This is a genomic window from Terracoccus sp. 273MFTsu3.1 (genome assembly GCF_000383675.1).
Classification (GTDB): Bacteria; Actinomycetota; Actinomycetes; order Actinomycetales; family Dermatophilaceae; genus Terrabacter.
In genome coordinates this window covers 136713-151043 of sequence record NZ_KB911820.1, presented here as the reverse complement: position 1 = coordinate 151043, position 14331 = coordinate 136713, and the positions used below count along the sequence as shown (strand labels likewise).

Annotated in this window: 11 protein-coding genes; 5 read left to right on the top strand and 6 right to left on the bottom strand. The window is 73.7% G+C overall.

The genetic code is table 11. The features are described from left to right. Window positions 1-71 precede the first annotated feature (71 nt). The 3 genes from H283_RS0100635 to H283_RS0100625 are packed head-to-tail and all read left to right on the top strand — an operon-like array spanning window position 72 to window position 4137. A complete protein-coding gene (locus H283_RS0100635) occupies window positions 72-2711 on the top strand; it encodes a molybdopterin-dependent oxidoreductase (RefSeq protein WP_020141575.1) in 2640 nt (879 codons plus the stop codon). Then, window positions 2708-3646, top strand: a complete 939-nt coding sequence (locus H283_RS0100630; protein WP_020141574.1) for a xanthine dehydrogenase family protein subunit M — start codon at window positions 2708-2710, stop codon at window positions 3644-3646. The genes H283_RS0100635 and H283_RS0100630 overlap by 4 nt, the downstream gene beginning before the upstream one ends. Beyond that, complete coding sequence (locus H283_RS0100625; RefSeq protein ID WP_020141573.1) at window positions 3643-4137, top strand: metallophosphoesterase family protein; 495 nt, start codon at window positions 3643-3645, stop codon at window positions 4135-4137. Before H283_RS0100630 ends, H283_RS0100625 begins: the two co-directional genes overlap by 4 nt. A gap of 48 nt (window positions 4138-4185) precedes the next feature. Here the strand turns inward: H283_RS0100625 and H283_RS0100620 are convergent, their stop codons facing one another. The 3 genes from H283_RS0100620 to H283_RS0100610 form a co-directional block, all read right to left on the bottom strand. Further along, on the bottom strand, window positions 4186-4674 hold the full coding sequence (locus H283_RS0100620; RefSeq protein WP_020141572.1) for a DUF1269 domain-containing protein: 489 nt from the start codon (window positions 4672-4674) through the stop codon (window positions 4186-4188). A gap of 163 nt (window positions 4675-4837) precedes the next feature. Next, window positions 4838-5335, bottom strand: a complete 498-nt coding sequence (locus H283_RS0100615; RefSeq protein ID WP_028785234.1) for a DUF427 domain-containing protein — start codon at window positions 5333-5335, stop codon at window positions 4838-4840. Then, complete coding sequence (locus tag H283_RS0100610; protein WP_020141570.1) at window positions 5332-6567, bottom strand: cysteine desulfurase-like protein; 1236 nt, start codon at window positions 6565-6567, stop codon at window positions 5332-5334. The genes H283_RS0100615 and H283_RS0100610 overlap by 4 nt, the downstream gene beginning before the upstream one ends. A gap of 125 nt (window positions 6568-6692) precedes the next feature. Between H283_RS0100610 and H283_RS23545 the strand changes: the two genes are divergently transcribed. Both H283_RS23545 and H283_RS0100600 read left to right on the top strand, forming a co-directional pair. Further along, window positions 6693-8471 carry an FAD-dependent oxidoreductase gene (locus H283_RS23545; RefSeq protein ID WP_020141569.1) on the top strand — a complete coding sequence of 593 codons (1779 nt, stop codon included), beginning with the start codon at window positions 6693-6695 and terminating at the stop codon, window positions 8469-8471. Then, entirely contained in the window at window positions 8464-9858 is a 1395-nt protein-coding gene (locus tag H283_RS0100600) for an adenylate/guanylate cyclase domain-containing protein (RefSeq protein WP_020141568.1), read from the top strand. Before H283_RS23545 ends, H283_RS0100600 begins: the two co-directional genes overlap by 8 nt. A gap of 7 nt (window positions 9859-9865) precedes the next feature. Here H283_RS0100600 and H283_RS0100595 read toward each other — a convergent pair whose 3' ends face one another. From H283_RS0100595 to H283_RS0100585, 3 genes are all read right to left on the bottom strand, one after another. Further along, window positions 9866-11251 (bottom strand): FAD-binding oxidoreductase, encoded by a 1386-nt coding sequence (locus H283_RS0100595; RefSeq protein ID WP_020141567.1) that lies wholly within the window; start codon window positions 11249-11251, stop codon window positions 9866-9868. A gap of 123 nt (window positions 11252-11374) precedes the next feature. After that, the gene (locus tag H283_RS26365; protein WP_020141566.1) at window positions 11375-13798 is read right to left on the bottom strand and encodes a multicopper oxidase domain-containing protein; all 2424 of its coding nucleotides are present in this window, start codon (window positions 13796-13798) and stop codon (window positions 11375-11377) included. Beyond that, the gene (locus H283_RS0100585; RefSeq protein WP_156022894.1) at window positions 13795-14328 is read right to left on the bottom strand and encodes a twin-arginine translocation signal domain-containing protein; all 534 of its coding nucleotides are present in this window, start codon (window positions 14326-14328) and stop codon (window positions 13795-13797) included. Before H283_RS0100585 ends, H283_RS26365 begins: the two co-directional genes overlap by 4 nt. Between the last annotated feature and the right edge of the window lie 3 nt (window positions 14329-14331).

Below are 14331 nucleotides of genomic sequence, written 5' to 3'. Positions count from 1 at the left end.
GGCCGTGCGTCGGCCTCGAGCACGAGCCCTCGACACCATCATCGCGCCGGGGCCGGTCCGGAGGTAGCGTCGTGGCGCACCGTCTCGTCGAGACGCAGCCGCAGGAGGCCCTCATGGAGCTCACCACCACGGTCAACGACGAGGCGCGGGTGCTCGACGTCGACGGCACGGAGTCGGCGGTGGACGTCGTGCGCGACGGCCTCGGGCTGACCGGCACGAAGCTCGTCTGCGGGAGCGGGGTGTGCGGTGCGTGCACGATGCTCGTCGACGGCGAACCGGTGCTCGGCTGCCTCACCCCCGCCACCCGGCTGCGCGACGCGAGTGTCACGACCGTCGAGGGCCTCGCCGACGGCGACGAGCTCCACCCCGTCCAACGGGCCTTCGCCCACCACGACGGGCTCCAGTGCGGCTACTGCACACCGGGGTTCGTCGTCGACGCCGTCGCCTTCCACGACCGGTGGCGGGCCGAGCACGGCGCCGACGAGCCGGACGGCCCGAGCCGCGAGGCCATCGCCGAGGCGCTCGCCGGACACCTGTGCCGGTGCGGCTCCTACGAGGGCGTCTACCGTGCCGTCGCCGCCGCGTGCCGCGGTGAGCACGACGGCGGGGTCGGCGAGGTGGAGCGCGTCGACGCTCCCGCGAAGGTCACCGGCGCCGCGGTCTACACGACCGACGTCGTCCTGCCCGGCATGATGCACGCCGCGATCCGGCGCTCCGACGTGGCGGCCGGCACGGTCGGCCCGATCCGCTTCCCGGACGGGGTCGTGGGACTGGACCTCCTCGGCGACGAGCGTCGCGTGCGCTGGGCCGGGCAGCCGGTCGCCGCCGTCGCGGCGGAGTCCCTCGCCGAGGCCCGGCGGATCGCGCGGGAGCTCGTCGTGCCGGTGACGACCCACGACTTCGTGCTCGATCCCGAGGAGGCCGTCCGCCCGGGTGCCCCGCTCGTCTACCCGACCCGGGGTGAGCGGAAGGCCGCGCCCTCCGCCGGCGAGGGTGGGTCGATGCCGGCACCCTGGGACGGCAACCGCCACGGGCCCTCGCGCAGCCCCTTCCTCGGCACCCTCGCCAAACGTCGCGTCGGCGCCGCGCGGGCCGCCGGGAGACGCGGCCTCGTCGAGCTGGAGTTCCACACGGCCGCCCAGCTGCACACGGCGTTCGAGCCGCACGCCTGCGTCGCCGACTGGACCGACCCGCAGCACCTGCGGGTGTGGCTCAGCACCCAGGGCGTGGACCTCATGCGGCACGCGATCGCCGACCGCTTCGACCTCGACCCCGCGCAGGTGGAGGTCGTCGCGGAGCACGTCGGCGGCGGGTTCGGGGCCAAGCTCTCGCTCACGACCGAGGCCACGAGTGCGATCTCCCTGAGCCGCCTCGCGCGTCGACCGGTGCGGCTCGTGCTCGACCGGCACGAGGAGCTGACCGGAACCGGCAACCGCCCGGGGAGCCGGTCGCGCGTCTCGATGCTCGTCGACGACGACACGCAGGCCGTGAAGGCGCTCGTCGTCGACACCGACAGCCACGCGGGTGTCGCCATCGGCAACAGCGTGGCCGCCCTGTCGATGCTCCTCTACGAGCGCACCCCGCGGCTGGCCCGCGACGTCGACGTCGTGACGAACGCGCCTCCCGGAGCGCCGTTCCGGGGACCCGGCGGGCCGACGAGCGCCTGGTCGCTCGAGCAGACCGTCGACGAGGTCGCGCACCGCTTCGGCCGCGACCCGATCGGGCTGCGCGCCCAGTGGGACGGCAACCAGAAGCGTCAAGCGCTCTACCGCTGGGCCAGTGCGCTCCCGACGTGGGAGCGGCGACCCGCCACGGGCAGCCAGTCCGGGCGTTTCCGGCGCGGCGTCGGCGTGGCTGCCGGCAACTGGATCTACCTCGTCGACCCCGACTGCGAGGTCGTCGTGTCCGTCCAGGGCGGTCACCTCGTCGCCTCGACGGCGGCGCAGGACATGGGGACCGGCAGCCGCACGGTCGTCGCCCGGGCGGTGGCAGGTGTCTTCGACGTCGACCCGTCCCACGTCGAGGTCCGGCTCGGCCGCTCCCACGGCGGCACGTCCCACGGCCCGGCGTCCGGGGGCAGCCGCACGACGGTGTCGCTGTGGTCGACCGCCGTCGAGGCGGCGACCAGCCTCCGGGACCGGGTCGGCACCGACCTCGACCGGGCCCCCGACGGCGCGTCGGCGACGGCGAAGCGCGGGGGTGACCGTGGTCTCCGGGCCGTCCCGATGACGATGAACGGCATCCAGATCGGCCGCGGCTTCTCGGCGGCCCTGCACGTCACCGAGGTCGAGGTCGACACCCGCACTGGCAAGACCCGCGTGCTCGGGGTCCACGGCGGCATCGCCGTCGGGCGCATCCACGCACCGGTCCTGGCCCGGAGCCAGTGCGAGGGCTCGATCATCCAGGGCATCGGGCTCGCGCTCTACGAGAACCAGGTGCTCGACCCGCACACCGGCCTCACCCTGACCGCCAACCTCGAGGACTACCGGATCCCCCAGCTCGGCGACACCCCGGAGATCGACATCCACTTCCACGAGGAGGGCTGGGACCGCGTGCCCGGCGGTGGGGTCGGCCTCGGCGAGGTCGCCACCGTCAGTCCCGCCGCGTCCGTGGGGAACGCGATCTTCAACGCGACGGGCTGGCGACCGCTGACGCTCCCGGTGCGACCCGACCGGCTGCTCGAGGGACTCCGCACGGAGGTCACGCGATGAGCCTCACGATCCTCACGGCATACGACGAGCGGCCCGACGGCACGGGCGATCTCGTCTACCGCGCCGGCGGCACCGATCTCCAGGAGCGGCTGCGCACGACGGGCGCCACGCCGCACGTCCTCGACCTGACGGGGGTGCCCGGCTTCGCTGCGGTCGAGCGCTCCGACGCGGGCACGACCCTCGGCGCAGGCGTCACCGTGGCCACGGTGGCCCGCGACCTCGCCGCCGACTACCCGGCGCTCGCGCTGACGGCGGCAGGCCTGGCCACGCCCCAGGTCCGTGCCACCGCGACGATCGGTGGCAACCTGCTCCAGCGCACGCGCTGCTGGTACTTCCGGCACCCGCACATGTCGTGCTTCAAGTCGGGCGGCGACGGCTGCCCCGCGCGCGACGGGCGCCACCTCTACGGCGTCGCCTTCGACACCGCCCCGTGCGTCCACCCGCACCCGTCGTCCCTCGCGATGGCACTGCTGACGTATGCCGCCACCGTCGACACGACGCACCGTGACGGTCTCGGGGTGGGCGACGTGCTGGGCGACGGTTCCGACCCCAGCCGTGACCACCTGCTCGCCGACGACGAGGTGCTGACCCGCGTCACCCTGCCGCCTCCTGCTGCGGGCGAGCGGGCCGCCTACTTCCGGTCGATCAGCCGGTTCGAGGCCGAGTGGCCGCTCGTCGAGGCGGTCGTCCGCGTCGTGCGCGACGACGCCGGCACGGTCACGACGTGCGGCGTCGCGATCGGTGGCGTGGCGCCGGTTCCCCTGCGGCTCGGTGCCGTGGAGAAGCTGCTGACCGGCTCGACCCTCGACGACGACACGATCGCCGCCGGCGCGCACCTGGCCACCGAGGGCGCGAGCCCGCTCCCCGAGACGGGCTACAAGGTGCAGCTCGTCGAGGCCACGGTCCTCGAGGTCCTCGAGCGCGTGCGGTCGTGAGGGTCCTCGTCGTCTCCGACACGCACGCGCCGCGCCACTGGAAGGCCTGCCCGCCGGCCCTGCTCCCGCACCTCGGGTCGGCCGACGTCATCCTGCACGCCGGCGACGTCTGCACCCCGGACGTCCTCGACCTGCTCGCGTCGTTCGCGCCGGTGCACGTCGTCATGGGCAACAACGACGTCGCGGAGGTCGCCGCGTGGGGCGCGCCCGAGACGCTCGAGGTCGACCTGGACGGGCTGCGCGTCGGGATGATCCACGACAGCGGGCAGCGCCAGGGGCGCACCGCGCGGATGCGGCGGCGTTTCCCGACGGCCGACCTCGTCGTCTTCGGGCACTCGCACATCCCGCTCGACGAGACCGGCGACGGCGTCCGCATCCTCAACCCGGGGTCGCCGACCGACCGCCGGCGTCAGCCGGCCGGGACCTTCGCGTGGCTGGACGTGCGTGACGGAGCGCTCGTCGACGCCCGGATCGAGCAGCTGCCGCGCTGAGTGCGCCGGCCCGGCCGGCGCCCGCGCCCGGCCGGCGCCCGGCTCGGTTCAGCGACCGCCGAACGTCTCCAGCAGGATCTGGCGCTCGCCGTCCGTGAGGTTGGTGGCGACGAGCTTGCTGTGGATCCCGCGGAGGCGCTCGCCGACCCGGTCGAGGTCGCCCTCCTCGGTGACGACGAAGAGCGCCGACGTGCCCGGGGTCAGCTCGGTGCGGATCGTCTCCAGCTGCTCCTTGGTGATGCCGGCGTCCTCGGTCATCTTGCTGATGGCCCCGATGGCCGCGCCGACGACACCGCCCACGACGGGGACGAAGAAGAGCGCCCCGACGAGGACGCCCCACAGCGCGCCCCAGCCGGTCCCGCGCCACTTCTCGTCGTTCCCGTGGCTCGTGCTGGGGTGCGAGTCCCCTTCGGGCCAGGTGACGACGGCGTGGTCGACGACCTTGAGGAACCCCTCCGCCTGACAGTCCTCGAGGACGGTCTCGGCGTGCGCGGCGCCGTCGAGGTTGTCGAACTTCCAAACCGTGAAGGCAGCCATCTCGTGCTCCTTTGCGTGGCGCCGCTGGCCGGCCGGCCAGCCGACGGTGGTCGAGGCTGTGTCGTCGGAGCGTGCAGGCGTCTGCTGACGAGCAGCCCCGACGAGACCCAGCCTGCCGCTGCGGGCCGCCGCGATCCTCCCCCTCTCAGGGTGAGGTCTGCGCTCACCAGCCCCAGGAGCCGGGGCCGCCCTTGAAGGGACCGACGACGCGGTCGGTGATCCACCCGCCGTAGAAGCCGCCGTCCTGCGCCCGCACCTGCTCGCCGTCGACGAAGCACGCGTCGACGAGCCCCGGCATGACGGCGACGTGACCGGCGAGGACGGCATACGTCGGCACGGGGTCGGGGTAGGTCCACGCGGCCCGGGCCGCCCGCCGCCCACCACCGACGACGTCGAAGTACGCCGCCTGTCCCTTCCACTCGCACACCGAGCTGCCGGGGGCGGCGACGAGTGCACCGTCGACGAAGGCGTCGAGCGGGAGGTAGTAGGTGGGCGGGTGGCTCGTCTCGAGCACCCGGAGCGAGGCCCGGGTGCGTGCCACGACCTCCCCGCCGAGATGCACCTCGACGAGCTCACCGCTCGGGTCGACGGCCGGCGGGCGCGGGTAGTCCCAGACCGACTCCTGCCCCGGGCCGGCCGGGAGCGGCACCGGGCGGCTCATCGGGCCACCCCGCAGATCTGCTCGAGGCCGGTTGCGAGCCGGTCGACGTCGTCGGCGCTCGTGTAGGGAGCAAGTCCCATCCGCAGACCCCCGGTGGCGCCGAGCCCGAGCGCGTGGCTGGCCTCCCACGCGTAGAAGTGCCCAGCCGGCGCGTTGACACCGCGCTCGGCGAGGGCGACGCGCAGGTCCTGCGGGTCGTGCCCCTCGACGGTGACGAGCAGCGTCGGGGTGCGGCGCTGCGCGTTGCTGTATGCCGTGAGCCCGGGGACGGCGCGCAGCCGCGCCTCCAGCGCGGTGAGGAGGCCGGCCTCGTGCGCCTCGAGCGCGGCGAAGGAGGACACGAGTCGCCGGCGGCGGGGCTGCGAGGGATCGGTGAGAGCCAGGTCGGCGAGGAAGTCGACGGCGGCGGTCGTGCCGGCGAGCAGCTCGTAGGGCAGCGTGCCGAGCTCGAACCGCTCGGGCACGGCATCGGACGAGGGAAGCAGCTTGGCGGGGTGCAGCGTCTCGAGGAGCGCGGGCGCGGCGGCGAGGACGCCGTGGTGCGGGCCGAGGAACTTGTAGGGCGAGCAGACCCAGAAGTCCGCACCGCTGGCCGGCACGTCGGTGAGCACGTGCGCGGTCGCGTGGACGCCGTCGACCCAGAGCAGGGCGCCTGCGGCGTGGGCGATCTCGGCGATGGCGGGAAGGTCCGGGCGCGTGCCGATGAGGTTGGACGCGGCGGTCACCGCGACGAGTCGCGTGCGCTCGCCGACGACCGCGGCGACCGCATCGGGGCTGAGCTCGCCTGTGCCCGGGTCGAACTCGGCCCAGCGCACCGTGGCGCCACGCGCCTCGGCCGCGAGCACCCACGGCCGGATGTTGGCGTCGTGGTCGAGACGGCTCACGACGACCTCGTCGCCCGGCCCCCAGACCGCCGAGAGCGTGCGGGCGAGGTGGAAGGTCAGCTCGGTGGCCGATCGGCCGAAGACGACGCCACCCGGGTCGACCGCCAGCAGGTCGCCCATGGCGGCGCGCGCCTCGACGACGATGCGGTCGGCCCGGCGTTCGGCCGGGGTCACGCTGCCGCGGTTCGAGATGGCCGAGGTGAGCGTCTCGACGACGGCCGTCGCGACGGTGTCGGGCACCTGTGACCCGCCGGGGCCGTCGAAGTGGGCGGCACCCTCGTGCAGCGCGGGGAAGTGCCAACGGATCCGGTCGACGTCGTACGCGGTGGGTGGTCCCAGTGGTGCCATGGCCCCATCTTGGCCGAGGGGCGAGCAGATCGTCCGTTCGGGACCCGCAGGCGGGTGGACCGTCCTACCGTCGACAGAGGGGTGGTCGCACGTCGTCCTGCCCGCACACTGCACGAGGGGTTTCCATGACCCGTCCTCTCCTGCTCGTCGTCGACCACGACCTCGATGCACTGGCCCGGACCGAGACCGAGCTGGCCCGGCGCTTCGGCGCGGACTTCCGGGTGCGCGGCGAGTCCGACAGCGCCGTCGCCCTGCAGCACCTCGAGCTCGCGGCCGAGCGTCGCGACCCCGTCGCGCTCGTCCTCGCCGACCCGTGGCTGCCCGGCCTCGGGGGGGCCGAGCTGCTGCGGTCGGTGCGCACCCTGCACCCGGACGCCGCCCGCGCCTTCCTCGTGCCGTGGGGCGCCTGGGCCGACGGGCGCACGGCGGAGGCGATCCTGCGCGGCATGTCCCTCGGCGACATCGACTACTACGTGCTCCAGCCGTGGACCTCGCCGGACGAGCTCTTCTGCCGCACCGTCTCGGAGTTCGTCCAGGTCTGGTCGCGCACCGTCGCGAACCGCCGGCGCGAGGTGGTCGTCGTCGGGGCGGCCCGCGACCCCCGCGGTCATGCCGTCCGCACCCTCCTGACCCGCAACGGGATCCCGCACGCGTACCTCGACCGCGGCTCGGCGGAGGCGGTGGACCTGCTCCAGGCGATCGAGGCCCCGCACCCGGAGGACGCGGACGGCCCGCTCGTCATCTGGCTCGCGGCGCTGGGCGGTCGCGTCCTGCTCGACCCGACCGACGTCGAGATCTGCCAGGCCTGGGGCATCGGGACCGACCTGTCGGTGCCCCGTGGCGACGGGGCCAGCGACGAGGTGCGCGATGTCGACCTGCTCGTCGTCGGCGCCGGGCCGGCCGGTCTCGCGGCCGCCGTCTACGGCTCGTCGGAGGGGCTGTCCGTGCTCTGCGTCGAGGAGCACGCGCTCGGCGGCCAGGCCGGCACGAGCTCGCTCATCCGCAACTACCTCGGCTTCTCGCGGGGGGTCTCCGGCGCGGAGCTGGCCCAGCGCGGCTTCCAGCAGGCGTGGGTCTTCGGCGCGCGGTTCGTCCTGACGCGGCGCGTCACCGCGATCGACCGGACCACCGACGCCGACGGGTCCTCGTGGTTCGTGGTCACGGTCTCCGACGTGGGTGACGTGCGGGCGCGGGCGGTGCTGCTCGCCACCGGGGTGGCCTACCGGCGCCTCGGGGTGCCGTCGCTCGAGGCGCTCAGCGGCTCCGGCGTCTACTACGGCGCGAACGTCTCCGAGGCGCACGGACTCGCCGGGGCGCACACGGTCATCGTGGGCGGCGGTAACTCGGCCGGGCAGGCAGCCCTCCACCTGCAGCGCTACGCCGCGGACGTGACGGTCGTCATCCGCACCCCGGACCTCTCGGCGACGATGTCGCGCTATCTCATCGACGAGATCGAGGCGTCGCCCACCATCACCGTCGTCCCGAACGCCGACGTCGTCGACGGGAGTGGCGACGGATGGCTGTCCGAGGTCGTCGTCGCCGACCGCACGACCGGCGACCGACGCTCGCTCCCGGCGGACGGCCTCTTCGTCATGATCGGCGCGCAGCCCCACACGGCGTGGCTGCCCGCCGCGGTCGCCCGCGACCCGTGGGGCTTCCTGCAGACCGGCGCCGATGTCCGCGAGGCCGGTGCCTGGAGCCTCGAGCGGCCCCCGTGCGCCCACGAGACCTCGGTGCCGGGCCTCTTCGCGGTCGGGGACGTGCGGGCGGGGTCGGTCAAGCGCGTCGCGTCGGCGGTCGGCGAGGGGTCGGTCGTCGTGTCGGAGGTGCACCAGTACCTCTCGCTCGTCGAGGCGGCGTCGCGGTCGAGGAGTCCGGAAACGCAGGCCGTCCCCGATGGCTGACGGACCGGGAGAGGGACGCCCAGGCGCCCGGCGACGCGCGGCCGTCGGCGCCGTCGCGCTGACGCTGCCACTGGTCGGCCTCGCGGTCCTGCGGCTCTCCGAGCAGCTCGACATGCAGTGGCAGCACGACCCGACCCACTTCTGGATGGTCCTCGGCGCGGCCCTGCTCAGCGCGCTGACGGCATACGGCACGGGGGCGGCGGCGGTGCGCCGGGGTGACGTGCGCGTCATGTACGTCTCCCTCGCGTTCCTGTCCGCCTCCGGCTTCCTCGGGCTGCACGCCCTCGCGACCCCGCACATGCTGCTCGAGACCGCCTCGGCCGGGTTCAACATCTCCACCCCCGTCGGCATCGCCATCGGCTCGCTCTTCGCGGTCGCGTCGGTGCGCGAGGTCGACGCGGCGCGGGCGGCGGCGGAGATGCGCCGCGCACGGATCCTGCGCGTCGCCCTGCTCCTCCTGATGGTCGTGTGGGGTGTCGCCTCGCTGCTGCGGCTCGGACCGTTCGGAGCGGGGCCGGGGCTGGCCCGCGACTCCCCGCCGATGGTCGTCGCGGGCATCGTGTCGGTCGTGCTCTTCGGGGTGGCTGCCGTGACGTACGTGCGCCTCTGGTGGCAGCGCGGTGGGCTGCTGCCCGCGGCGATGGCGTCGGCGATGGTCCTCCTCGCCGAGGCGATGGTCGCGATCGTGATGGCCCCGAACTGGCACTACTCGTGGTGGGGCTGGCACGTGCTCATGCTCGCCGCGTTCGTCCTCGTCGCGTGGGGCGCGCAGCAGTCGTGGCACGAGGAGCGCTACGCCGCGCTCTACACCGCCGACACCCTCGCCGGGCGTCGCGAGATGTCGATCCTCTTCGCGGACCTCAAGGGCTTCACGACCTTCTCGGAGGGCCATGACCCGAGCGAGGTCACCGACATGCTCAACGCGTACTTCACCGTCGCGATCCCGGCCGTCGTCAAGCGGCACGGGGGCACGATCGACCGCCTCATCGGCGACGCGATCATGGCTACGTTCAACCGCCTCGGCGACCAGCCGGACCACGCCCGCCGCGCCGCGCAGGCAGGGCTGGACCTGCAGGTCGAGACGGCGCGGATCGCCGACCAGCACCCCGGCTGGCCCCGCTTCCGGGTCGGGATCAACAGCGGCGAGGTGCTCGTCAGCGTGCTCGGCAGCGAGGGCGGACGCACCCACACCGTCATCGGCGACGCCGTCAACGTGGCCTCGCGGATCGAGGGCCAGGCCCCGGTCGGGCGTGTCGCCGTCACGGCCGAGACCCTCGCGCTGCTCCCGGGTGCGACGACCGAGCCGCTCGGCGCCCTCGCCCTCAAGGGCAAGGGCGAGCCGGTGGAGGCCTTCGTCCTCGTGTCGCTCGGCGGCGCGACGTCGTGATGGGCCTTCAGGCAGGCGGGACGTTGTGGTTGCGGCGGAAGACGTTGTCGGGGTCGTGCGCGCGCTTGACCGCAGCGAGCCGGTCGTACGTCGCGCCCGGGTAGATGCGCCTCACCTGCTCCTCGTCGTCGCACAGCGAGAAGCCGACGTACGCGCCGGGCGTGCCCTTCGCGATGTCCGCCGCCAGGGACTCGATCCAGGACTGCTGGGCGTCCAGGTGCTCGACGCCGGTGACGATGGCGGCGACGTTGAACATCAACGGCCACTCGCGGTGGGCGTACGCGGTCGCGTCCGGCGCCACCCGCGCGATGGCCCCGCCGAGCGGCCGGAGCTGCACGACCGCCATCTGGAGACCGGGGTCGGTCAGGCGTTCGGACAGCACCTCGATGACGCGGGCGGCGTCGGACTCGTCGACGTCCCGGGCGAAGCCCGTCGTCGACGTGGCGACCGGGTGGTAGTCGCCCTCGTCCGCGGCGAAGAGGCCCGCATACGGCATCGGCCGCACGAGGTCGGCGAGCGGAGCCGCGACCGCGCGCAGGCGCGACAGCACGGGATCGGCCTCCTCGGGGGTGCCGGCATACGCGAGCAGGGCGAAGATGACGAGCCGGCCGTGCACCTCCGCGGGCATGAAGGGAGGGGCAGGCGCCGGCATGAGGTTGACGATCACCCCCAGCTCGTCGGGCGCCTCCCGGGTGATCCGGACGACCTCGGCGACGGTCTCGGCCGTCGCCGGCAGGACGAGGAGCCCGCCGACGATCTGCGGCACGGCGTGCAGCCGGTAGGTGAAGCGGGTGGCCACGCCGACGTTGCCGCCTCCACCGCGGATCGCCCAGAAGAGGTCGGCCTCGTGCTCTGCGTCGACGTCGTGGAGCGTCCCGTCGGCGGTGACCACCTGCGCGGCGAGCAGGTTGTCGATGGTCAGGCCGTGGAGGCGGCTGAGGAAGCCGACGCCGCCGCCGGTCGTGATGCCGCCGACGCCGACGGAGCCGGTGTCGCCGAAGCCCACGACCAGGCCGTGCTCGCCGACCGCGGCGGTGACCGCGCCCGCGGTGGCCCCGCTGCCGACCGTGACGGTGCGGCTCTCGACGTCGATGTCGATGGTGTCGAGGCCGCTGACGTCGATGACCAGGCCGTCTGCGACGGTGCCGTGGCCGGCGCCGCTGTGGCCGCCGCTGCGGACCGCGATCGCCAGGCCGTTCGCGGTCGCGAAGGTGACTGCCGCCGAGACGTCCTCGGCCGTCGTCGCACTGACCGCGACGCACGGTGCGGCGTCGAGGTGTCGGTAGAAGATCGCGTGCGCGTCTGCGAAGCCGGGGTCGCCCGGCTCGTGGACCGTGCCCTGGACGGCTCGGCGCAGCGTCTCGGTGGGGATGGTCGTGTCGGTCGTCGTCATGAGAATTCCTCGGAGCTCGAGCTGACATGAGGTCGAGGGCGTTGTCGTTCGCCCTCACCTCTACGTCGATCGGCGCAGCGCGTTTGTGACACGCGGGTCCGAGGATGCTCGTCCGGCCACCGCTCAGGAGGCGACGACCGGGATCGTCCGCGTCGCGAGCACGCGTCCGGTCACCCAGTGCGTGAAGTCGACGTGGAGGAGGAAGGTGCCGCGGTAGGGCGGGTGGACGAGCACGTCGTAGCGCTCTGCGGCACCGAAGGCGATGGCGTCCGTCCTCAGCGGATGCCCCACGTCCCGGACCGGTTTGCTCGGCTGGCCCGGTCGGGACGTGTCCCGGAAGGCCCGACCGTCGTGCGCGATGAGCTCGGCCATCTCGACCGGCTTTCCCGCGGTGTCGGTGAACCGGGCCCGGCTCGGGAAGTAGTTCGCGTTGAGCATGCGGAAGAGCGTGGGGTGCCCGGTACCCGGCAGGTTCGCCCGGAGCTGCTTCGGTGCCGACACGTCAGCGGTCCCCTTCGGCCCGTTGAGCAGCCCGCCGACCACGTAGAAGAACTTCGGGTCGAAGCGGTTCAGGCCGACGTCCTCACCGCTCAGCCCCGCGGCGTGCTCGAAGGTGTGCCAGCGCGGATCGAGGGCGTACGGGACGAGCAGGGTCTCGGTGGCGATGTCGTAGAGCGGCCCGTCGATGAACGACCGCCGGGCGCCGGGCGCCAGCGGGAAGGCGGGATGGACGATCGGGTCGACGATCAGGGGACCGAACATCCCCATCTGCACGTGCAGGACCGTGTTGACGTGGCAGTGGTAGAAGTACAGGCCGGACGCGCCGTTGTTCGGGTCCGCCGGGACGCCCAGGTCGGGTCGCCACTGGTAGGTGTAGCTGCCGGTCACCTCGAAGGACGTGTGCCCGACACCGTCGTTGCGGGGGTCCGGCTCCATGCCGTGGTGGTGGATCGTGTGCACCCGCTTCGAGGGCTCGAGCCTGACGTGCACCATGTCGCCCTCGGTGACCCGGATCAGCGGGGCCGGGAAGCGGCGCCCGGACGCCTCGTCCTCGAAGCTCCAGATCTCGTGCTCGGCCCCGTCGGGGAAGACGAGCCGACGGTTGAAGAACTTGCGCAGGAAGCTCTTGGTCGGGGTCTCCGGGAAGAGCGTCTCCGGACTTCCCTCGTGCGGCTGGTTCGACGCGAAGGCGGCCTGGCTCGGGAACGTGTCGTGCACGTGCGCCACTCGCGGACCCGGGGCCGCGAGGGTCCAGTGCGCCACGAGGCCGCCCGGATACAGACCACCCGCTGCGGTCTGCGACGGCTCGGCGTGGCAGTGCATCGGGTACTCCCAGTCCTCGTCACGCGCCGCCCAGGTGCGTTCCGGCACCTCGGGCGGCCGGCGGATGGGGAGCATGATCTCCTTGCGGTCCATCTGGTCCAGCTCGACGACGTCCTCCCACTGCTGGAGGACGGCGTGGCCCTCGACGTCGACGTGGCCCGCCAGCCTGGGAAAGTCGGCGCCGTTGCGGCGCAGCGTCCACACGTGGTTGCCGTGGAAGTGCATCTGGTGCACGACGGCCCCGACGTTGACGAGTCGGATCAGCTGCCCGGTGCCGACGGTCGAGGCGGCCTGCCCCAGGTTGAAGGCGCGGACGTCGAAGTCTCGCGTCGATCCGGAGGGGAGCGACTCCTCGAGGGCCGTCCGGCTGTCGAGGGCGTCGTCGGACACTCCGAGGGAGCGGAAGCCGCTGCGGTCGTTGAGCATGAAGTAGCGGGGCACCGGCGGCGTTGCGACCGGGTCGATGACCTCACCCGCCCTGGCCCGCGCCCCCCACACGGGGTCGACGTCCTGGCACAGCCAGACCCACTGGCGCTCGAACTCGGCCCGTCCAGCGGCGAGCTCCCAGCGCTGCGCCGGGTCGACGACGACGAGCACCCCGTGCAGGCCCAGGATGCGTTCGACGCTCGTGCCGCCCGGGTCGTGGTAGATGTACGTGCCCGGCGCCGGGGCCGTGAAGGCCAGCGTGGCGGTGCCACCGGGCGCGATCGGCCCGGTGTCCGCGATCCCGTCGATGCGCAGCTGGTGCGCCCGCTTGAGTCGGTTGTGCACGCGCAGCCGCACCGTGCTGCCGACCTCCGCGACGATCGTGCGCGGCGGGAAGAAGCTGGCCCAGTACCTCCGTCGGATCAGGTACTGGCCGGGGAGGGTCGGGTGGGCGGCCAGCGGGTCGGGTCGCCCCTCCGTCGGCAGGGCGGCGCCGATCGGGTAGCTGCGGCTGCCCACGAGCCGCCCGTCGGCCAGGAAGACCTGGGGGCTGATCCGCAGGCTGGGGCGGGGCGAGCCGATGTCGGTGGGGGCCGATCCGAAGCCGCGCATGTAGACGAGGCTGTCGTCGACCATCCGGACGAGGCCCTCGTTGACGTAGAGGTCGAGCACACCGGGGGTCGGCGTGACCGCGGCCTGTGGGCTGGCGCTGGCCTCCGTGACGAGGACTCCGGCTGCGGCGATCGCGGTGACGCCCCCGGTGGCGGCGAGGACCTCTCGGCGCGTGGGCGCGTTCATGTCGTGCTCCCCTCCCCGAGGCGGCCGAGCTGATGGGTCCGCATCGAGATCGCGTCGGCGAACTCCAGGGAGAGGCCGCCGGCGGGTGGGACGAGGTAGTCGATCCGGAAGGTCGCCGTCGAGCCGGCGGCGATCGGTCCGGCCGCCCGGTCGGCGCCGTACAGGCTGACGGTCACGTCTCCGCCGGCGACACGTACGCGGAACTGTCCGGGCGAGAGCTCGACCGGCTCGTGCGTCCCGTTGTGCACCTGCAGGTGGACGGACACCGCGTCGGTCCACGCGCCGTGGACCGCGCTCGGCACGAGCACCGTCGCCGCCCCGCCGTGCACGTGGCCGCCCGCCGCGTGGTCGTGCGACGCCGCGAGGGAGCGGCGTGACCAGTCGAGCAGAGCGACGGTGCCGAAGGACGTCCACTCGCCTCCGGCGCGGCTCGGTGTCGGCGGCTCGTCCCGCGTCAGCAGGAGGCCGGCCCCGGCGGCGACGCCCGTGGCGCCCAGCCCCCAGAGCACTCGACGGCGAGACAGTTCCATGGG